This is a genomic window from Salinivirga sp. (genome assembly GCF_055145285.1).
Genome location: NZ_JBSRDC010000062.1, coordinates 141,479 through 164,153 on the forward strand (window position 1 = coordinate 141,479; position 22,675 = coordinate 164,153).

Sequence of the window (22,675 nt, forward strand, 5' to 3'; positions counted from 1 at the left end):
CCGCTACCGTACGTGACCTCACGTGTGGTTTTCTTACAAACTGACCGCACACTGTTTTTTACCAAAAAATAGGAATCCCCAACAAACTTTGTTAAATTTGATTTGTGTCATCAGGCGTTTACTAAACGTTTACCAAAATCAGATAACCGAACATCAAATGTTCGCTTTTCTCCGGAAAATGGAATGCTATTGACAATGATTTTGGAGACTTGTCAATAGACAGAAGTTAGCGGCAAGCAAAGAAACAAAATAACAGAGCCTTAAATTAAAAAACTATGAAAAAATACTATTATTTAGATGGCCCTGAAAAGAAAGGCCCTTTTACTGAAGAGGAATTTATAAATCTAAATTTAAGTCACGAAACTTTAATCTGGACTGAAGGTTTTGATAATTGGAAACCATTAAAAGATTTTCCTGATTTATTGAAAATAATTCCTCCACCTTTACCTGAAAACATTAAACCTGAAACTGAAAAAAAGAAAAAATCTAAAAAAGTAGGTTACTCATTTCTTACTTTATTATTTTTATTAATCATCTCTTTCATAATAGTATATTTCATAATTGAAAGCAACAAAGCTAAATCTAAAGAAGAACTTTCTGATAGAATTGAAAGAGTATTTAATGGGAAAACAATTATTTGTGATGGGGTAAAATATGGTGTTAAAGGTGAGTTAAAAAAAATAAAAAGACCTGTTAAAGACCCTAATAAAGATTTTGATTTTGAATACTCAATAGAAATGGATAAATACGAGAAGGCAAAAGAAGAAGGAATTATAGAAAAATTTTATTGCGATGAAGGTGGATTTACATTTAAAAAGTTAAAGAAAATTGATTTAGGCTTTGAATTGGAAGTTATTACATCCACTGATATGGCATATATTTCTACAAATTATTGGAGAGGAACAGTTCAAGAAGCCTATAATTCTGCATATGATTATATTTTAGAAGAAAATTCTGGTTGTTATTCAAGTGGGTACTATGAATTGATTGAAAACTTTAAATATTTAAAAAATGATTATTATTATTTAGAGAATACTGAAAAACCTTCTTCTCCGTATTCCTCACATTGGTGGTCAAGTGGAGAAGGTAATGTTTATAATAATTATAGAAAGGTATTCTATAAATCTGAAGGTTGGTATTATGAAATCTCAGAAAGAGATTGGAAAATTGAAGAAGATTATATTAAGTTTTCTTTATTAACTGGTGGTATATCTATTTTGTTATTTATATTGCTTTTAATATTTAATCCCTTTAAATGGTAAAAACCATATTCATCTTACTATGAAAGAATTATCGGAAATAAAACTTGCCTTAAGTAGATTAAAAATAATTGACTTGAACAATGATGGTGCTTATACCGCAATAAATAGAATAATTAAAGAGAATTTAGTTCAAATAGCTTTACCAAGTAAAATATTCGAACCAGGAATCAGATTACATAGATGCTGTAATAATTTTGACAATGAGGTATTTCAGACAGTTGATAGACTATCATTTCGACAAGATTTAGAAAATATCAAAGAATTTGGAAGAGCAAATGAACCAAATCAATCGATTTTTTACTGTGCTGATGTAAGACCAACAGCAATCAGTGAAACGAGTAAAGCATTTCGAGGAGAAAATTATAAGGATATTGATGAAATATCAATTACAACAAGCCATTGGGAATCAATTAAAGAGCTAAAGCTTACTCTTATAATTGGAAATAAAAATGCTCATGAAAATAACGAATTAGTAAACAGATTTAATATTGATATTGAGAGTTTTACTAAAGAATTATTTCAAAATGATTCTGATAAAGTCTTAGAAATGCTAAATTTTATTTCAAACGAATTCGCCTACAATACTATGGGAAATTCAAATTATTATAAAATTAGTTGTGCATTTGCTCAATTAGCTTTAGAATCATCAGATGGTATTGTTTATCCATCATTACAAAGACAATTTGAGGGTTTAAATTTTGCAATCAAACCAGATTCAGTAAAAAAGAAATTGCGTTTTATTAATGCGACACATGACAAATTCAAGAAAGTTGGAGAAAAACAATATCAGCATTTTGAAACAAAAGAAACAATAAGAACTGAAGAAAATAAATTGATATGGGGAGAGATATTAAAAATTGCCAGCCGCTAACACGCGGTATAAAACATTGGGGATTAAGTGATTACGCAAGCATTCTTCCCCGCATAAAGTTCAGTGTAACTGGACAGAAAAGTAGCCCGCAATCCCCAACGTTTCATACCGCAACCGTTCTATCGATTATCTCAGCAGGCGATCTATAATGCGAATAGGCTGATTCATAAAAAATCATTAGAAAATTTAATATAATATTGTATTTTGCCGTTTTAAAACATCAGGTAAAATAATATAATAGCTTTTTAGATACATGCATAAAACAATTTTGGTTATAACGCTTGTTTTTTCATCGCTTGCTTTGTTTTCGCAAGAGGATGCCACTGTGAACCGCACAGATTCAAGAGGTCTGAAACAAGGCCTTTGGAAGTATTATAAATACGATACCCTGGTGTTTGAGAATCTTCGAACCGACAGGTTCGATACCGTGGTACGGAAAAAGTTATGGAAAACAGGAGATTATATAAATGGTGAAAAACATGGTATTTGGAAGATTTACACCTATAACCTGAGGAAAAAACGACCGGAAAATACGCTGGTTATCGGAGATCTTTTGTATGAAGTGGTTTTAAAAAATGGTGTGATGAATGGACCTCTTAAGGTTTATCAAAAAGATGGATTAAAATGCTTAACAATGGTTCATAATGATACGATAAACGGGCTTTTTGTACAGTTTCATCCCAATGGGGAAATGAAGTATAAAGGCAAGATTGATCAAAGTCAACAGTTCTTCGAAGGCACTGAATTTTATGATACTGGCGCAAAGTATCGCGATCGAAAATTCAATACCGACATAATAATCAATCAAGCAATTGACATTGATAGAGTTAGGCGTGAGTTGGAGGCTTCTGAATGATCGCCGAAAAACGGCACCCCGCTCCGGGCTGCTCCAAATAGGTGCGGGTTGTTTAGCGATAAAATGGTTACCAGCTTAATGCTAACTGTGATATGCAAGCGCCTGGTTGAGCACATAAAAAAACAGATAAATGGAACTGGAATTAGATTTGGAAGTAATAAAACGACTAGGAAGAGAGCGGGAAATTGAAAACTTTGATTTTCGAGCCTTTCTAAAAGGAAAAGAAATAGATGAAGTCGATGAAGTTGTGCATAGACTTCATGATGAAATTGTCGCACAGATTGATTGTACCGAATGCGGCAATTGTTGTAATGTTTTGATACCAGGTGTTTCTGAGGCAGAGATTTTGCGCCTGTCCAGGATTGATAAGATTTCACCGGATGACTTTGAAAAACAATTTGTAGAATTATCAGATGATGATATTAAATATCTAAAAGATACGCCGTGTAAATATCTTCGAAATAAAAAATGTACAATTTATCCTGACCGACCCGAAGAGTGCCGATCTTATCCCCACACCCATAAAGATGAGTTTGTTTGCAGACTTTGGGGAGTGATAGATAATTATGGGATTTGTCCGATTGTATTCAATTTGTATGAGCGATTAAAAATGGAACTGGGATTTAGATCACAGAGTAGCAAAATTTTGTAACGTGGGATTCGTCCAAAGCCTGAAACGGTGAACAAGCGTCTTCGTTCATCCCACAAAGTACAGAGGGCTTTCTGTTCAAATGTCCTGAAAATCTCTGCTAACTTCATAAATTCTAATGCTCAATACGATTTTTGTCAGTCGTTTTAACCCTGCTGATCAGGCGACAATTATTTTTTTGTGCATAAGCCAAAAGAATCATTGTTTAATTTTGCAGACTTTCTTAATTTTAGGAACAAATAAAACAAGTTATGCAAAGAGATAAAGTTTTGGTGGTTGCCCTGGCCATAATCATAGCTGTATTACTGATCTTCTTTTTCAGGGGAAGGGCTGAGCTAAAAGAGCTCAGGTCTGAGGCCCACCAGATAGAAAAAAACAACAAAAAACTTCAAACGGAGAACAAAAAACTTAAAGCCTCTTTGGTGCAATACATGCAGGTGGCCGATTCACTTAATGTGGCTATTGGCGACTTAAATACCATCAATGATGAGGTGGCCGGTGTAGTAGCGAATTATATTGCAGCTTTCGGTATAATAAACAGTGAAATAGCTGACATTGTAGCCCAAACCAATGAGGCTATACATGCATCGGATAGTGCCACAACAAATGATTCATTGGAACCCATAATACCTTAAAGCATCTGGAAATGAAGAATTTAATATTGCTGTTGCTTCTTTGTTTACTGGCAACCGTTGCCAAAACGCAGGAAACCATCGATTTTAAGGCGCGATCGAAGGCAATTGTGGTCACCAACGGAGACCTGGTATCGATAAAAGCAGATACGGCTTACGTTTTGAGCTATTCGAGCGGGCAAGTGGTGAAACAACGAAGACTGGAACTATTGCGCATGCGAAGCATAAACGATTCGCTGGAGGCGCTTTTAATATCGAATACTGGTAAACTCGAAGCACTTAATGCTTATATCGATAGCTTGCAAAAGCGGGCTGTGGTGGATAGCGTCTCTATTGCACAGTCTTTTAAAAGGTCAATTGAAAATTTGAACCGAATTAATGACAGGTTACAAAACGAAAACTCTAAACTGCAACAAATACAAAAAAAGCAGCAAACCCTGATTTTGGAACAGGAAAAAGATATAAACCAACTGCAGAAAAAAACAAGAGGCGTGTGGTGGAATGGTGTAAAAGATAAGTTTGCGGCTTTTGGCGGAGGCGTTGTTGTAGGTGCACTTATTTTGTTGCTGATATGATAAACGTATAATAAATTCCGGCACAATGCTGTAACCAGGTATTTACTTTTCTGAAGTATTCTTGTATACTAAGTTAGGGATGTTTCGATTTTCGCCGGTATGTTTTGTTTAACAGTTTATTAATTTGTGAGTGCGACTGTAATTATAATAATGTTTAATAAAAAAGTTGGTTTTTCTGTTAATGAATTGTAAATTTGGTTACTGAAGTATTTTTTTTAGTCGAAATGCGGGAGAATAGTCCATATAACGAAATTACTACTGTTGAAGCATTGAAGCACCATGAGGGTTTGTATGAGAAGGTTTTAAACATTGCCCAATTCGAATCAGAACTCGATATGGGTGTCAATCCAAGAAACTTCGATCAGGCCGATGTTAGTAAACTTTCAGAGCGGGATACTGAATACATCAGCAAGGTATGCCTGCTGGCAGAGCAACGTATGAGCAATTCGGCATGGATTACCAATACACTGAAAGCAATTGAGCAGAAATTCCGAACACATTCACGAACACAAAAAGGTATACGGTTCAATGATGAGTTATTCAAAAGTGGCAGGGGTATTTTGGAGCATTACCTGGAAGAACTGGAAAAAGAAAATTATTGACATGACATCAGGCGGTTTTATAAATTGCCTGTTTTTTTATTGATATTGACAGTGTAATCCGCGTTCTATTTTTGGTAAGGCTTTTTTGGCAGTTTAACTTCACTCCACAACTTTATGAAGTGACCCTTTTAATTTCCATGAAATTGTGAACGGCCAGCTATCCACTTAAAAGGTTTTGTTGATCTGATTTAATCAAAGAAAAACTTTCGTATTCGTGTAATGCGTTGTAAATTTATAGAATGAAGTTTTACCTTGCTGTAAATTTTTCGTTGAAATGAAGGACATGCTTGGTTGTCCAGTTTCTGGCGGCAATTGTATAGTTCCGGCAAAAAGGAATACACATGAACGAGGCAAAAAAAAATAGAACAATAAAAACGGTTCAGGAGCTAAAAAACAATGGCCCTTTGTTCAAAAAAACTATTAAAATTGCGCAATTTGAGTCGGAGCTTGATTTGGGAGTTAATCCTAAAAATTTCGACCAGGCAAAAGTGGGCAATCTTACAGAGAATGATTTTGAATACATCAGCAAGGTGTGTGTGCTGGTTGAGAAGCGTTTGAGAGATGCCGCATGGATCACGAAAACAGTTGATGATATAGAAAACTTATATAAGGTAAAATCGGGCTCCATAAGAGGTATACGCTTCGATGATGAACTGTTTAAAGCCGGCAGGGGTATTTTGGAGTCTTACCTTAAAGATTTAAAAAAAGATCAGATAGGATAAGTAGCACTTTTGAGAAAGTATTTATCTGTATTAAATTCCTTTTTTATTTGTCAGTATTTATAGAACACGGGGCTAGCTTATGTTTTCGTTGCCATTTCTTTAATTTAATCCGGGTATGACAAGGCATAATCGAAACAATCTTTAAATCAGCACGACACCGCTTGTCTTAAAAAATTATAGATAAACAATAGCGAAGTTATCTAACCTTCAAAGAAATGATTATTTTTAGCGCTTAATTTAATCCAAATTGAGCATTTTTCGCTCACGAAAGTACACAAACACTGAACAACTGATGAAGCATATTTCTATATTTTTTACGGTTCTTGTTATTAGCATAAGCGTTATTGGCCAGACCATCGACCAGCAGGCAGACAGTATTTTAAACTTAATGACACTTGAGGAGAAAATCGGGCAGATGACCCAGGTGGAACGCAATGCATTGATAAATGACCAGGATATTGCCACCTACAGTATAGGCTCGTTGCTCAGTGGAGGCGGCTCATCGCCAGCATCCAATAGCCAGGAGGGTTGGGCCAGTATGTACGACAATTATCAGAGCATAGCATTGCAAAGTAATTTGGGTATTCCGCTTATTTATGGCATTGATGCCGTGCACGGACACAATAATGTGCAGGGAGCCGTAATTTTTCCGCACAACATCGGAATGGGCTGTACCTGGAACCCTGAGCTGATTAGAACGGCAAACGAAATAGTCGCAAAAGAGGTGGCTGCCACCGGTATCGACTGGACCTTTGCACCATGTATAGCCGTGGCTCGCAACGAGCGTTGGGGCAGAACTTATGAAGGTTTTGGCGAAACACCCGAAATACAAAAAATTATGGCAGCTGAATCGGTACTCGGGTTGCAAGGCACTAATCTGAGCCTGAACGAGACCATTCTTGCCTGTGCCAAACACTACGTAGGCGATGGAGGAACCAGCGATGGCATTGACCAGGGCAATACCGTAATGTCTGAAGATTCGTTGCGGCAGATTCACATGCAGGGTTACATCGATGCCATTGACCAGGGAGTTGGAACTGTTATGGCATCATTTAACAGTTGGAATGGTGATAAATTGCATGGCCACCAATACCTGCTCACCGATGTGTTGAAAAATGAACTGGGCTTCGAAGGATTTGTTATTTCAGACTGGGCAGGAGTGGACCAGATCGATGAGGACTATCGTACCGCCATAAAAAGGGCCATCAATGCAGGAATCGATATGGTGATGGTACCCGATCGCTACGAAGTATTCATTAGCCATTTGACCAGCCTGGTAAATGATAATGAAGTGAGCCAGTCCCGCATAGACGATGCCGTGCGCCGCATACTAAAGCAAAAATTACTACTCAACCTTTTTGAGCAACCTTATGCAGATAATGCAACTGCCGGTGATTTCGGATCGCAGGCGCACAGAGATGTTGCCCGCCAGGTGGTGCGTGAATCCATGGTGTTGTTGAACGCCAAAAATGATGTTTTACCGCTGCAAAAAAACGGACAATCAATTTTAGTAGCCGGTGAGTTGGCTGCTGACCTTGGCGCACAATGCGGCGGATGGACCATCTCATGGCAGGGGAGTAACGGCGATATCACCACAGGTACCAATATACTGACCGGTATAAATAACCTCGCAGAAACCAGCGAGATAACATACGCGCCCGATGGCAACTACAGTGCAGCTCCTGATGTGGCTGTGGTCGTGGTTGGTGAGAAAACACCCTATGCCGAAGGCGAGGGTGACCGCACATCGCTAAATCTCGATGAAACTGATATTCAGTTGATGAAAAAGCTCAAAAAAGCCGGAATCCCCACTGTGGCCGTATTGGTTTCGGGACGTCCGATGGTGTTGGGCGAATTGTTGCCCTATACCGATGCTATTTTGGCAGCCTGGTATCCGGGCACTGAAGGACAGGGTGTAGCAGAAGTGTTGTACGGTGATTATCAACCTTCGGGTATGCTGACGCACTCCTGGCCAAAAGCTATGTGGCAGGTGCCCATCAATTTTGGCGATAGCCTTTATAATCCTTTGTACGAGTATAAACATGGTCTGCAGGAATTTCCTGCCAGTGCCGGAGCAGCTCAACTATTGGCTTATGCAGCCACTACAAACAAAGCTGGTGATTCAATAATATTGACGCTTTCAGATGAAATTACAACTATGAATGCCACAGTTTCAGATTTTACAGTTGAGATAGACGGCGTCGCTGCCACCGGTATCTTAAGCGGGGTAGGTATTGCCGGTTATGATGAAAGTGCACTCGTGTTCCCGTTAAATACTGTAATTGAACAGGGACAAAAAATAACAATATCTTATTCCGGCAGCGATATTACTGCTTCGGAACTTGCACTTGGCAACCTCGATGGGTTTTATGTGCATAATGCCGCAGGTGGTGCTGGTATTTGGTATGCTGTGCCAGGGAGACTTGAAGCTGAGCATTTCTTTGAAATGGAAGGTGTACAAACCGAAGCCTGCACAGACGTGGGCGGTGGTGAAAACGTAGGGTACATTGATCCGGGCGATTGGATGAAATATAAAATACAGGTTTCTGAATCGGGTTTTTATACAATTAACGGACGTTTAGCTGGATATTCGAATGGTACCTTACTCATCAGGTTTAACGACACCATAGAAACCGGAATTGATTACACAGCTACCGATGGATGGCAAACCTGGCAGGATTTCTCAACCTGGGAATACCTGGAAGCCGGCACCTACATCATGGAAGTGGTTGCGCAAACCAATGCTTTGAATATTAATTACTTCGATTTTGAACTGCATGAAACACGAATTGAGCAATCTGTAACCCGTATCGGGGATATTAAAGTTTATCCAAATCCTGTAAGCAACCAACTTACAGTAGATTTTTCAAATACACTCAGTCACAAAGCCTCCATCAAACTTATTGATGCAACAGGTAAGTATGTTGAAGAGCTTTACCATGGAGGAATAATCCAGGGTGGTAACAGTTTTACATTTCCTGTAAATGAAGCTTTACCCGCAGGTATTTATTTTATTGAAATTAAGGATGGAGTCAGAAGGTATTTCAAGAAAATCATAAAAAAATAACCAGTCTTAATATATTGAATTACCCGGGTTTCCGGGTTAAAAACAGCACACGGATTAACCCGAAAAATTAGTTGAGCTGAGTACGTACTTTGTCCTCGCTTCATGAATAAAGCAGGTTAAGCTGTTAATTCAATAAATATGTGGTCTTTTATAATTGATGGCATTTAGTTATTTGTGCTCTTGCAGAAATTTCATGGATAAACTGTTTAAAACGGATATCGCTTCAGGTGACTTTTGCAAAAAAGGTTCAAACAGGGAAATAAACAGGGCATTATTCCATGCCTTGTGAAACAGCACGTTCAATCTGTTTAATTTTCTTGAGGTCATTGATTACTTTGTCTGATGGTTTAAAATAGTCGTACTGTCCCCAGAATTCAGGTGCGTAACTAAAGGTTTCATCAGAAAAAATCACACTCGGATTAACCGATTCACGCCTGCTGGGTTTCTCCACGTTTGTAGTATCGGTATTTACTACGTAAAAAGCTGTTTGCGAGGTGTAAGGTTTATAAAACCAATTGCCGCGTTTTTTTACTTTTACAGAGAGTAGCGTTTCAGTGCGCTGCAAATACCAGGTGTTTCCAATGCGTTTGTAGCGCACTTTATAACTGGCCTGGTTGAATTTTTTCTTTACACCCCTGGAACGTTTCGATACCAGCTCTTCGAGGGCATCTTTACGGGATTCGGCATAGGCAAAGTCCACGCCTTCGAGGGCGAAGTTTTCTGCATTAATCACCATTTGGCCCTGGTACCGTACTTTAGTCCCTGCAATGGGTTTAAAGTTAATGATGTACACCATTTGCCCGTTGATGTACGATGTGCGTTCTATTTTGTAGGTGTAATGTTCGTAGGTAAGCGGATGCATGAATGAGGGTCGATTGCGCACCACATCGAGGTAGAGTGATGTGCGCAGCCCTGATTTAATTTTTAGCAAAACCGAGTCTTTTTTACTGGCCGATTTTATGGTGCGGCTTTGTATACGCTGGATGCGCTCTGTGTTAATTGTTTTTTGGTAATTGTTTTTGTAAACCTTCAGCACTGCTTCTGAAAAATACTGGTAGTCGTTGCCACGCTTTACCTCTTCACGGTAAAAACCAGTGTAGGCCACATCTTTTTGCGGGTAATGACCAGTCAGATTTTCCATCATGTTTTTAACAATTGTACGGGCGCTGGCCCCACTGACAATAATTTCTTCCAGTTTAATGCTGTGTGTTTTAAGCTTTACATCAATATGTTTGTTCTGAATTTCTTGTACAGGAACTTCCATGCTGTAATAACCCAGGTGCGAAACTACTAGGGTGTCATTCTTTGATTGCGATTGAATTTTAAGTACAAATTCACCATCGGCATTGGTGATTACGCCCTGGAATGTGTTTTTAAGATACACTGAGGCTGCAATTAAGGGTTCTTCGTTGCTTCTGACCGATCCGGTGAGGATAAAATAATTTTTACCGGGTGCTTCTTTAATGATGATATGCCGGTTTCTGCGAACCAATTGTACTTCCCTGTCATCGGCCACTAGCTTAATAATATCCTCCACAGAAGCACTATCAACGTTAATGTCGATTTCTGTGGTATCATTCAGGTATTTGCTGTTGTAAGAAAAGAGGTAACCTGTAGTTGCTGAAATGGTGTCCAGTACAGTCCGTATGTTGGTTTGCTCAAGTTTTAACGAAATAAGCGTATCGTTTGCTTTTTCCTGGGCATTGGCAAATACCGGTAAAAGCAAAATTAAAAATAACCATATTCTGCGCCGTTCAATCAATTCCTCTGTTTTAGTACCACATTTTCATCCGCAATGGTGTATTGCAGATTGTGTGTTTCAGAAATAATGTCAACAATTTCTTTCAGGGATTGATTTTTAAAGGTAGCAGATATTTGCATTTTTCCAATTGATGAATCAGCGAAAACCACATTTTTGCCAAATGCTTCCTCCAGTTTTGTAGCTACATAGCCCAAATTGGCATTTGAAAAATAGAAGTCCCGTAGTGCCCAGCTGAGGTAGTTGGGATTAACGTTTTTAATGGCATACAACCTTTTATTGTCTGCTTCGGCATACTCATCGGCCTGTAATACCATGCTTTCTTTAGTATATTTATGGTTTACTTTTACTTTACCTGATTTTACTATAATCAGGTCCGGTCTGTTGGGACGTGAGTCAACGCTGAAAGCGGTTCCTACCACTTCGATGTTTGTTCTGGCTGCTTCAATTATGAAGGGTTTTTCATCATTTGCTTCCACATCGAACCATGCCTGGCCTTTAAGATTTGTGTTGCGTGTTTTTTTGTTGAACCGCTCATCGAGTGTAAGTTCACTGCCTTTTTTCAAAATAACAGTACTGTTGTCAGGCAGGGTTATTTCCATGCGGTGCTCTGCCACATAGCGTATTTGGTTATGTCCGGGCAGAAAATAGGCCACTAACAGTGCCAGGAGGCCAAATCCCAAAATTATGGCAGCAGCAATGGCCATTTTGGGTGCTTTGATGAATTTTTTACGTTTTTCATCTTGCTGGTTGGCTATTCTGTGCTCCAGATTGCTCCATGCCTGCTCAGAATCGAACCGGGTTGAATTTTGATCATCCATTTTATTCCAGTATTGTGCTATTGTCTGGAACTCTTTGTTGAGTTCCGGATTTTGGTTTATTTGTGCTGCAAACTCCTCATGTTCAGAAGCGTTTAACTCTCCGGACAAGAAACGGGCTGCTTGTATGTGAAATGCATCATTCATTTTTGGGCTGTTTTGAGTGCTTCTCTTAGGGCTTTTAGGGTACTACCCATATCTGCTTCCACGGTCTTAATTGATATGGATAATTCATTGGCAATTTCTCTGTATTTTAGTCCCTGCTGCCGGCTCAGATTAAATATTTTACGACACCGCTCGGGAAGTTGCATCAGGGTTTGGTTAAATAGTTTCTCCAACTGTGTGGCTTCTAGTAACTCAAGCGGACTTTCCGGTGTATGGCCTGTGTGTGGATCTTGCTCGTACTGTTGTTTAATTTTAAGATGTCTGCCATAAGCTGTACACTTGTTGCGTATGGTTTTGTATAAATACCCTCTGAGGTTTTTCTGAATTATTAGTTGTTTCCTTTTTTGCCACAATTTGTAAAAGGCGTCCTGTACAATTTCTTCGGCTTCGTCCGGATCTTTCACAAAACTATTTGCAAAGTGGCAGAGTTCGCTATAATGCGTTTTGAACAGGTGCTCAAACGCTGTTTTATCTCCTTTTCTTATTTGTTTAATTATGTGCTTGTCAGACTTTTCCATTCGTTACCGCAATAATCCAATGGCCTAAGTCTGCCAGCCTTTAAATTCTAAAGGTTGGCAAACTTTACCGGGTTTGTTAATTTGAATTGGCCATGGTTTTATTTGTCAGATAAAGGTACAATTATTTTTGTTAAACTAAATCATGTTAAAGCTCAGCCTACTTATTACTTAATAAGTTGCTTCACAGCTTTGCTGATATCGCTACTCGGGTCAATAATGTTTTTTCTACCCCAGAAGTCTCCATCGGTAAAACTATCAATCTCTTCTGAGAGTACGTCGCTAGTGTAAAAACGGTGATGGCGCGGGAAGGGCTGAATATTGGTAAATTTGCGGTCGGTAATAACCATTTCAGATGTAATTGTGTATTTATTTTTGAAGAGCCTTCTGCGGTAGTCGCATTTAAACTCTACGATAGCACGGGCGTAGTCGAATAACCATTTTCCATCAATATTTTCGTAACGAATATGGTAGTTGGCTGATAGTGGTTCGAAGATCATTCCAATGGGCTTTTTCCGAATAAAGCGCCTCTGTGTTTCAAGGTCATTTACCATATTCATGGAGAATACAGCCTCCTTAAGGGCAAGCTTTTTAACATCTACATAGAATTTTCCATTGTACAGCGGAAAATTAACATGTGGTAGTTGCTTAAATGAGACAATGTAGTGCGCGCGGTTATTTACCATTACAATATCTTCGAGCTCGTATTCATAAAATTTCATGTACTCCTCATTCAGAATCAATGAAGGGTTTTTTATCAGATCAAGGTACATCAAAACCCTTGGGCCACCACGTAGCTTTACTAAAAGCGTATCAATTTCGCTATGATTTACTTTTTTACGGCCTTTTTGAATACTTACCTGGTCGGTGCCAAATATGGCGCCCAGCGGAGCTTTATAAATATCTACCACTGCTTCTGCCAAAATCTGGTATTTCCAACGCTCTTTTACACTTTCACGATAAAACGCTTCCAGCATTGCAGGGTCTGAATAGTATTTCTCTTTGATATTGCGAAACATAGCCCTTACGATGGTTTCTGGCTCTTTGGGCGTGGCTGTAATTTCAGATATCTGAATACTGTTGGATTCTATTGAAATGGTATTAATCTTATCTTTTTTCAGGCTTTTAATAGGTACTACAGCATTTTTGTAACCTATAAAAGAGACCACAAGATTTGCATCCATGAGGGTTTCAGGTACTTTTAAAACAAATGTACCTTCGCTGTTGGTCACCGTACCAATGCTTGTGTTTTCAATAGCAACAGAAGCGTAAAATTTGGGATCCTCTGTCTGCTTGTCTATAATTTTACCCTCATAAGTATGTGTGGCTGGTTGGGCAATAGTTTGGAAAGCAGAGGCTGCGATCAGTAACAATATCATTACCGATGCTTTTAACGTTTTATGGGAGTTTTTAAGTTTCATAATTCTGTGGATTAAATTTAACATTTTTGGGCCCTTTTACCATAATGACGTTTCAGGATGGTTTTACCCTATAAAAAACTAAAAAAAGTTTCAATCAGAATTATTGCTGGTAGATATGCTTTAACTTACAGCTTTGAAAATCAGAATATTTTATTAAATTTGAATTGTATTATACTATCCTTTTACAATAAAAAGAAACGCTATGAAACACTACTACACCTTTATTTTTTTAACGCTTTTTGTTCTAAATTCTTCCTTTGCCCAGGAATTACCTGAGCAATTTGATTTACGCGATTATAACGGCGAAAATTATGTTACTTCAGTGAAAAGCCAGATTGATGGCACCTGCTGGACACACGGAGCCGTGGCTGCCATTGAAGGCAACCTGATGATGAACGCAAATTGGACCAATGCCGGTCTCGAAGGAGAACCCAACCTTGCAGAATACCATCTTGACTGGTGGAACGGTTTTAACCAGGAGTTTAACCAGGATACCATGCCTAATGATGGGAGTGGTCTTGAAGTGCATTATGGCGGCGACTACCTGGTTACTTCAGCCTATTTGTCGAGAGGTGAGGGGGCAATTCAAGATACTGCCCTTGAAGGTTATTGGCATTCGAATATGCCACGACGTGCTGCATCAAGTTACAATTACTTTTACGTGCGCAACATTGAGTGGCTTACCATGGGTGATAGCCTGGAACGTATTGATTTACTTAAGACCAAAATAATGGAAAATGGTGTCATGGGAACATGCATGGCTTATGATGGACAGTTTATAGATTATTCATACAACCATTATCAGCCGCCCAGTTCCGATGTGCTGCCAAATCATGCCATTGCTATTGTAGGGTGGGACGATACCCATATTACAGGAGCTCCGCAACCGGGAGCCTGGTTGTGTAAGAACAGTTGGGGCTCAGGATGGGGCTATGATGGATATTTCTGGATTTCTTATTACGATAAATGGGCTGGCCGGGAGCCTGAAATGGGCGCTATCTCTTTTTCAAATACCGTTGAACCATTTTTCGATACCATTTACTATCACGATTATCATGGTTGGCGCGATACGTGGACTGAATCGAATACGGCAATGAACGCTTTTTCAGCAGTGGATTCGATCTCTCTTAAAGCTGTAAGTTTTTACACGGCCGCCGATAGTGTGAATTATACCTGCACCATTTATGATGATTTTGACACAGAGCTTTCTAATAGCCTCGGGGAGGTTGCAGGTTTTATTGAACTTAAAGGCTTTCATACTATAGATTTGCCCGAATTGATTGGTATCCCCGAAGGCGATGATTTTTACATGGAACTGGAGTTCGATAAGGGAGGACAACCTTTTGATCGCACATCTGAAGTGCCCGTTTTGCTGTGTGCAGAAAATACCCGCACAGTGGTTCATTCAACGGCATCGGCTGGTGAGAGTTTCTATAAAGATGATCAGGGGCACTGGATTGATTTTTACGCTGAAGGCGATAGTTTTTGGCAGTATTCAGGCAATTTTTGTATTAAAGCTATTGCCGATAAAGGTATGGAGGCCGGCAATGGTATTATCTCCGAACCACGTACAAATATTGATGTAAATGTTTGGCCACAACCGGCTAAAGATCAGGTCTCATTTGCTATAAAAGGCAAAGTGGGCGTCGGACAGGTTTACATTTTAAATGTGAGTGGTCAGCTTGTGAAAACAGTAACATTTAATAGCCAGGAACAAGTGGACGTGGATATATCCAGCTTTGCAAGTGGCATCTATCTTTACCAGGTACATACCAAACAGGGTGTGACTACTGGTAAGTTGATAAAGCAATAGGAAAGTACTTTTTAAAGAGAGGGACTGCTCATTTACTTATGATCAGTCCTTTTTTATTTTTGCTGTATTTGTAAAATTTTGCAAATAATAGTGAAGCCCGCCCCACTTATCTGGAAACTACTTAGTAATATATAAATACCTGATTGCCAGTTTTTGGGTGTCCTTATTTAAATTGGATTTAAAATAATTAAAGTTTAACTTTAAACATTAAAACATCATACCAAAAAAATCCCAAAATGAAAACACTATTGGCTTTTACCATTGTTTTAGCCACTTCGTTGAATGTCTTTTCACAATTAAGTGGTTCTTATACCATCGGCGCCTCTGGCGATTATGGTACTTTTAATGAGGCTGTTGAGGCGCTTAGTACGGAAGGTGTTTCAGCCGCAGTAACGTTTAATGTTGAACCGGGAGTTTACAACGAGCAGGTTGTGGTGCCTGAAATAACAGGCGCTTCAGCCGCAAACAATATCACTTTTCAATCAACAACCAACGACAGTACTGATGTTGAGCTCACTTATGCTTCAACTAATGGCGATTCAGCTTTTGTCATTAAATTCGACACAACGCAAAATATTACTTTCCGGTACATTACAATTCACTCGCAAAGCGAAATTTACGATCACAATATGGTTGTGCTGTGTAATTCGCAAGATATTCAGTTTTATAATTGCCACTTTGCCGGATCGTTGTCGGCCACAGATTTTAATTACACCGAAAACCTTTTAGTAACCGTTGAAACAGATGTCCGAGGCGATAATTTTAGGGTAGAAGATTGTTACTTCCTGAACGGAGGGTATGGTTTGCTGTTGAATGGGATAAATGAGCCTGTAAGAGCCGTTAATGCTGTAATTACAGGTAATATTTTTCATAATCAGGTATGGCGGGGAGTTGAATTGATTTACCACAGCGATGCAATTATTACCAACAACCTTTTTACGGGTAGCCCGAGTTATTCTGCAATTAAGTGCGACCAATGTTTTAATGTAGATATAGAAGCTAATGAAATATTGGCCAATTCTCCTACAGGAACTACTATTGATATGAACGTTGGTATATTTTTGTATTATTCTGCTCAGATTGATATACGGCAAAATATAATAAGCAATTTTAGCACAACTGGAATTGAAATGTATTATGGTGAGGATGATGGCAGCGTAAATCCGCGTATTTCAAATAACTTTATTATTGGCGAACGCACAGGAATTAATATTGCTTTTTCCGATTATTATGAAATTTATCATAATAGCATATATTCATCAGGAATTTGTCTGAAACTTCAATCAGATGAAACGGATGTGTACAATAATGTATTTCAAAATTATGCCGGTGGGCAGGTAATAAATACCGATTCTGATTATGACATTGTTGATTTTGATTATAACAATTATTACACTGATGGGGCGCAATTAGCCACATGGAAAGGTACAGCTTGTGCAACACTAAGCGATTTGCAAACTACCTCCGGACAAAATGCAAATGCTATATCTGTAAACCCGGAGTTTCTGGCACCTGACGATCTGCATACGTTCTCGACCAATTTGAATGGAGCTGCGTTAGCCGGGTTAGAAACAACCGATATTGATGGTGAGCCGCGCGATGGCGCTAACCCTGACATGGGTGCCGATGAATTTACACCGCAAGTGTATAATCTGGCTATGGTAGATGTGGTATTGCCTTCTGGTTGCGATTTAACAGCTACCGAGCCGGTTTCTATTAAGTTTGTGAATAGGGGAACGGCTAATTATGGCTCTGTTCCGGTTCGTTATACCCTCGATGGCGGTACAACTTTTATAAACGAAACCGTTTCACAGGCAGTGAATGCAGGCGATACGGTGGAATACACTTTTACTGCTACGGTAGATATGGCTGTTCCCAATGAATATATTTGTACTGCTTCTGTAGAAGAACCCAATGATGAGTTGCCGGACGATAATTCACTGAACAAAGCTTATAAAAGTTATGGCTCCATAAATAGCTATCCATTTGAGGAAGATTTCGAAGTGGGCGATTCATATTATTTCAAGCGGTCTTCTAACTCCGATGCACAGGTAAATGTGAATTCAGCAGCAGCAAATAATAGCAATTACGGCCTTATGTTCGACTATTCCAGTGAAGGCGGTCATTTATGGGACTGGGTAGGAGGCGATACTCCTGATTCTACCCAACTTTGGGTCGATAACGCTTATTTTCATGGTTTTGCTACATCCTGCAATGTTGATGTTTCAGGCATGACCAATCCGGCGCTACAGTTTGATATGAAGATATACGTAACCTCCTCAGCAAAGCAGGCCTGGTTTCGGGTGTTAGTCGATGGAGCTACCGAATTGACCGATGTAGAGGGCGTGGAAGAATTTCATGTCACCAGCACTACACCCTTTGAAACCAAAGTTTTTCCACTTAACCAGCTTAGTATAGATAATTTTGAACTTATGTTTCAATCCTGCGTAAGAAGCTCACCGTATATTTATGTAGACAATATCATTATCGGTGAAAAGCCGGTGGTTGAACTTGGAGCAGACCAAATAACCTGTGAAGGAACACCCGTCACCTTCGATGCGGGAGCAGGAGTGGGACACACTTATGCCTGGTTTAAAGATGGAAGTACGGATACCCTCACCAAAACGCAGACTTACGCCACCGATGTGGCAGGCACCTATTTTGTTCATGTGTATTCCGATGCCGGAATTATCTCAAAGGATACCGTTGCGCTAACTGTCAATCCATCCTATTCGTTTGTGAAAGATACCGCTATTTGCGACAGCGAAACCCTCGAATGGCACGGACAGGTTTATGATGAAACAGGAACGTACTATGATAATTTGCAGGCAGAACTTGGCTGCGACAGCACGTTTACGCTTAATTTAACGGTCAATCCTACATACACGTATTCTGAAACTTATAGCATTTGTGATAATGACAGCCTTTTATGGCACGAAGAATATTACAAAGAACCGGGCATTTATTACGACAGCCTTTTGAGCATTAATGGTTGCGATAGTGTTTATGTGCTTCAATTAGAAAACAATCCAACATTCCTCGATGAGCAGATATCAACGATATGCAGCAACGACAGCCTGCTTTGGCGCGGAAGTTATTTTAATGAAACCGGCATTTATTACGATAGTCTCGAATCAATGTATGTCTGCGATAGTGTTTACATGCTCGATCTTACGGTTAATCCGGCATACAGTTTCTATGAATCAGCCACAATTTGCGATAACGACAGCCTGCTCTGGCGGGGCGATTATTACAAAAATGCCGGCACGTATTACGATAGTCTTATAACCGATTTGGGCTGCGATAGTGTTTATGTGCTTGACTTATTTGTAAACCCCACATTTTTTAGCTCTGAAGCGTACACAATTTGCTCTAATGATAGTATTTTGTGGCACGACAATTATTACAACGAAACCGGCTATTATTACGACAGCTTATCGTCTGTAGATGGCTGCGACAGTGTAATTATGCTCGATTTAACCGTAAATCCGGCTTATGAATTTGTGGAAACAACCGCTATTTGTGATACCGATAGTGCATTTTGGCGTGACGATTATTACCATGTTTCCGGCATGTATTACGACAGTCTTACAACCGGGTTGGGCTGCGATAGCGTATTTGTACTCGACCTGACTGTAAATTCAACTTTCTATAATGAGCAGGTTTACACAATTTGCAGCGACGACAGTGTATTGTGGCAAGATAATTATTACAGTGAAACCGGCATTTACTACGATAGCCTGGTTTCTCAACACGGTTGCGACAGTATGTATATGCTCGATTTGACTGTAAATCCGGCATATCATTATCTTGAAACAACATCCATTTGCGATAACGACAGCGTTTTCTGGCACGGAAACTATTATTTCGATGCAGGAACTTATTTTGACAACTATACAACGGAACACGGTTGCGATAGCATATATCAACTCGATCTTGTGGTGAATCCTACTTATGAATACGATGATGATGAAACGATATGTAACGGTGATAGCATTTTGTGGCGGGGGAACTATTTCAGTGAGCAAGGCGATTATTTTGATGAATATACAACCATTTTTGGTTGCGACAGTGTTTATAGTCTTTTTCTTGAGGTTTACACTATTGACACATCAGTTACGGTTCTAGATAATGTATTGACAGCAAATGCCTCTGGTAGCGTTATTTACCAGTGGTTTAACTGTAATACCGGCTTTTCAGTAGGTTTCAATCAAACGTTCGAGGTTACTGAGAGCGGAACATACGCGGTTGCGCTTGACCAGTTAGGTTGTCGCGATACATCATCTTGCTACACCATTAATCTTGATGGGTTGGAGCAGTATGATGCTGTTTCAGGAAGTTACCATATTTATCCAAATCCGGCGAAGGAAACTGTTACCATTGAAGGCGGTGCTATTGAGTCGATTCGTATTCAGGATACCCGCGGAAAAATCGTGGCTACAAATAATTATGGCGGAAAACCAAAAGTGAGCCTCAACGTTTCGTCATATCAGCCGGGAGCTTATGTTTTACAAATCAATACCGGTAAATTTATCATTTCCAAACTTGTTTTTATAGAATAGTAATTTTGTAATGAGGAGAATTATTTGGCAAAAAGTTGATATAGGAAAGTAGTAGGATGTAGTAAAATAAAACAGGAGGAAAATAAAGTATTCTTTCCTCCTGTTTGTTTGTATTGTAATTCAAGTTTATTTCCTGTTTTGTGCAATGGGGCACCCATACTGCAGAATGCGTTAAAATGGAATATTCAATTTAATCGTACTTTTTTGTTTCAGGTCAAAAAGAGTAAGCAAAAACTGTATCCGATAACTGGTGAAAACCCGCCGCTTACAGAAAAATGCTAAAATCTTCTCATTATGGCTAAATTTCACGAACCCGGTGGCCGTCCAAAAAGTCAAACCTCGCCGTTCGTTACGAGAGTGTAGCCTGCTGTAACCGCTGCACGAAGTGCAAGCTCAGCCTTTTCTATTCCAATCCACAGCCGCAGAAATTTTATGCGGATGGCTTTATTGTACCTCCTACTAATAACGTTTTGGAATCATACTTCACGCAGCGACCGCAACGAAGGCGCAACGTTCGCAACGTGATGACTCGTAGCGTTCGTGGCGTCTTTTTATCGTGGCGTGCGTGGCGAGAAATCTTTAAAAAAGAAATTAATCATCATAAATGCATAGATTTACGGAACACCGTTTAATTAAACTGAACGTAACAGAACGAGACACCCAAAAGAGAAAGACTTAAGAGTTAAGTTACTAATAATCAATATCTATTTCAGCATATATCGTTTTCATGCGCAAAACAGGAGGAGGAAAATAAAGTATTCTTTCCTCCTGTTTATTTGTATTGTAATTCATGTTTATTTGAGTACAGCTTCGTGAAAGGCAAATGGAATTTTTACAAGTTCCTTGTAATCTTCTGCCAAATCAAGAATATCCTCATCGTTATAAAACCAGTTCACTTTCACTTCAAAGTTTTGGCGGTGTAGTTCCTCAAGTTTTTTAAGAATTTGTAAAATAAACTTGCTTGAACTGGTATTAAAAAATTCAATTTTAAAATTAAGGGTTGTAGTTTTTTTCGGTTGCACTGAATATTCATCCAGCCAGTTAAGCACTGGTTTATAAACATTCATTGCGTTTTCTGGTATTGAGCGGCCATACAATTCAAAAGTTCCGGTACTGCTGTTTAAAGCAATTCCAGGCGTGGAATGTGTGGCTTCATAAAATAGGTCTTCCATGGTTTTAATTCTGGTTTTTTATTGCATTGGCTACTTCTGTGGCAATTTCTTCACAAAGGGCCAACTCGTCGTTATTTGGTGCACATCGTGCTTCTGCTTTAGGTCCTAGCGGCTCAAGTTTTAGCTCTTCTGCCCATTTTTGCAGCGTGCGATGGCCTCCGCCACCCCATGAGGAGTTGCCGAAAATACCCAAATGCCGATTCTTAATGTACATGTTTTTGAGTTTATCGAGTAGCGAGCCAACAGGTGGAAAAATACCACCGTTGTACGCAGCACTGCCGATAATCAAACCATTGTATTTCCAAATGTCACTTATTATGTAGGATGCATGGGTTTTTGATGCATCGTATATTCGAATGTTCTTAATGCCTTCTTCTGAAAGTTTACGGGCAATATGGTCGGCCATTTTTTCGGTATTGCCGTACATAGATCCAAAAACGATTACCACACCGTCTTCTTCTGCCTCATATTTCGACCATTTCTGGTATTTATCCATGATGTAGTCGATGTGGCAACGCCATACGGGACCGTGTGTGGCAGCAATTTGTTTAATGTCCAGCGTACTGAGTTTGGCAAGTGCTTTTTGGGTTTGGTTGCCGTATTTTCCTACAATGTTGCTGTAGTACCTGCGCAGTTCATCGTGGTAAAAGTCTAAATTGAGTTCATCATCGAACACACCACCATCGAGGGTACCAAAACTGCCAAATGCATCGGCTGAAAACAGTGTTTTGGTGGTGCTTTCATAGGTGACCATTGTCTCTGGCCAGTGCACCATCGGGGCCATGTAAAAACTCAGTTCGTGTTTTCCAAGTTTAAGCGTATCGCCTTCGGTCACCTCTTTTTTACCTTCCTCAATGCCGAAAAAGCCCTCCAGCATGGGAAAGGTTTTTTTGTTGCCCACAATTTCTATGTCGGGGTACTGGTTTACAATTTGTTTAATGGCACCACTGTGGTCTGGCTCCATATGGTTTACAACCAGGTAGTCAATGGGAGTTTGCCCGAGAATTTCTTCAATTTTGAGCAAAAAATCTTCCATATGACCGTATTCAACGGTGTCTATTAGCGCCACTTTTTCATCTACAATGAGGTACGAATTGTAGGCTACGCCATTTGGCAATGGCCATGCATTTTCAAATAAATTTGTACGGCGGTCATTAACGCCAAGGTAATAAATATCATCTGAGAGTTTTACGTGCTTCATGCCACTATAATTT

Annotated in this window: 17 protein-coding genes; 11 read left to right on the top strand and 6 right to left on the bottom strand. The window is 39.3% G+C overall.

Annotated elements, in window-relative coordinates; translation table 11 throughout:
* The first annotated feature begins 275 nt into the window (after positions 1-275).
* From ACTB0Y_RS13150 to ACTB0Y_RS13190, 9 genes are all read left to right on the top strand, one after another.
* Positions 276-1,262, top strand: coding sequence for a DUF4339 domain-containing protein (locus ACTB0Y_RS13150; protein ID WP_463207288.1), 987 nt, complete (start codon positions 276-278; stop codon positions 1,260-1,262).
* A gap of 19 nt (positions 1,263-1,281) precedes the next feature.
* Positions 1,282-2,133: a hypothetical protein gene (locus ACTB0Y_RS13155; protein ID WP_463207289.1), complete on the top strand. Its 852-nt coding sequence runs from the start codon at positions 1,282-1,284 to the stop codon at positions 2,131-2,133.
* A 253-nt stretch (positions 2,134-2,386) separates the two neighbouring features.
* Positions 2,387-2,989, top strand: coding sequence for a toxin-antitoxin system YwqK family antitoxin (locus ACTB0Y_RS13160; protein WP_463207290.1), 603 nt, complete (start codon positions 2,387-2,389; stop codon positions 2,987-2,989).
* 130 nt (positions 2,990-3,119) lie between these two features.
* Positions 3,120-3,641, top strand: a complete 522-nt coding sequence (locus ACTB0Y_RS13165; RefSeq protein WP_463207291.1) for a YkgJ family cysteine cluster protein — start codon at positions 3,120-3,122, stop codon at positions 3,639-3,641.
* A gap of 248 nt (positions 3,642-3,889) precedes the next feature.
* The gene (locus tag ACTB0Y_RS13170; RefSeq protein WP_463207292.1) at positions 3,890-4,273 is read left to right on the top strand and encodes a septum formation initiator family protein; all 384 of its coding nucleotides are present in this window, start codon (positions 3,890-3,892) and stop codon (positions 4,271-4,273) included.
* Between the two features lie 11 nt (positions 4,274-4,284).
* Entirely contained in the window at positions 4,285-4,845 is a 561-nt protein-coding gene (locus ACTB0Y_RS13175) for a hypothetical protein (protein ID WP_463207293.1), read from the top strand.
* 194 nt (positions 4,846-5,039) lie between these two features.
* Positions 5,040-5,447, top strand: a complete 408-nt coding sequence (locus ACTB0Y_RS13180; RefSeq protein WP_463207294.1) for a hypothetical protein — start codon at positions 5,040-5,042, stop codon at positions 5,445-5,447.
* Positions 5,448-5,788: 341 nt separating this feature from the next.
* A complete protein-coding gene (locus ACTB0Y_RS13185; RefSeq protein WP_463207295.1) occupies positions 5,789-6,169 on the top strand; it encodes a hypothetical protein in 381 nt (126 codons plus the stop codon).
* 292 nt (positions 6,170-6,461) lie between these two features.
* The gene (locus tag ACTB0Y_RS13190; protein WP_463207296.1) at positions 6,462-9,236 is read left to right on the top strand and encodes a glycoside hydrolase family 3 N-terminal domain-containing protein; all 2,775 of its coding nucleotides are present in this window, start codon (positions 6,462-6,464) and stop codon (positions 9,234-9,236) included.
* A 271-nt stretch (positions 9,237-9,507) separates the two neighbouring features.
* Here ACTB0Y_RS13190 and ACTB0Y_RS13195 read toward each other — a convergent pair whose 3' ends face one another.
* From ACTB0Y_RS13195 to ACTB0Y_RS13210, 4 genes are all read right to left on the bottom strand, one after another.
* A complete protein-coding gene (locus ACTB0Y_RS13195; protein ID WP_463207297.1) occupies positions 9,508-10,998 on the bottom strand; it encodes a carboxypeptidase-like regulatory domain-containing protein in 1,491 nt (496 codons plus the stop codon).
* Positions 10,995-11,960: a FecR family protein gene (locus tag ACTB0Y_RS13200; protein WP_463207298.1), complete on the bottom strand. Its 966-nt coding sequence runs from the start codon at positions 11,958-11,960 to the stop codon at positions 10,995-10,997. Before ACTB0Y_RS13200 ends, ACTB0Y_RS13195 begins: the two co-directional genes overlap by 4 nt.
* Positions 11,957-12,496: an RNA polymerase sigma-70 factor gene (locus ACTB0Y_RS13205; protein ID WP_463207299.1), complete on the bottom strand. Its 540-nt coding sequence runs from the start codon at positions 12,494-12,496 to the stop codon at positions 11,957-11,959. The genes ACTB0Y_RS13200 and ACTB0Y_RS13205 overlap by 4 nt, the downstream gene beginning before the upstream one ends.
* 164 nt (positions 12,497-12,660) lie before the next feature.
* Positions 12,661-13,872: a carboxypeptidase-like regulatory domain-containing protein gene (locus ACTB0Y_RS13210; RefSeq protein WP_463207300.1), complete on the bottom strand. Its 1,212-nt coding sequence runs from the start codon at positions 13,870-13,872 to the stop codon at positions 12,661-12,663.
* A gap of 244 nt (positions 13,873-14,116) precedes the next feature.
* Between ACTB0Y_RS13210 and ACTB0Y_RS13215 the strand changes: the two genes are divergently transcribed.
* Positions 14,117-15,727 (top strand): C1 family peptidase, encoded by a 1,611-nt coding sequence (locus ACTB0Y_RS13215; protein WP_463207301.1) that lies wholly within the window; start codon positions 14,117-14,119, stop codon positions 15,725-15,727.
* A 236-nt stretch (positions 15,728-15,963) separates the two neighbouring features.
* Positions 15,964-20,289: a right-handed parallel beta-helix repeat-containing protein gene (locus tag ACTB0Y_RS13220; protein WP_463207302.1), complete on the top strand. Its 4,326-nt coding sequence runs from the start codon at positions 15,964-15,966 to the stop codon at positions 20,287-20,289.
* Positions 20,290-21,083: 794 nt separating this feature from the next.
* On the opposite strand, the gene ACTB0Y_RS13225 is transcribed toward ACTB0Y_RS13220, so the two are convergent.
* Together ACTB0Y_RS13225 and ACTB0Y_RS13230 are read right to left on the bottom strand one after the other, a co-directional pair.
* On the bottom strand, positions 21,084-21,461 hold the full coding sequence (locus ACTB0Y_RS13225; protein WP_463207303.1) for a DUF1987 domain-containing protein: 378 nt from the start codon (positions 21,459-21,461) through the stop codon (positions 21,084-21,086).
* Positions 21,462-21,465: 4 nt separating this feature from the next.
* Positions 21,466-22,662, bottom strand: coding sequence for an FprA family A-type flavoprotein (locus ACTB0Y_RS13230; RefSeq protein WP_463207304.1), 1,197 nt, complete (start codon positions 22,660-22,662; stop codon positions 21,466-21,468).
* Positions 22,663-22,675 lie beyond the last annotated feature (13 nt).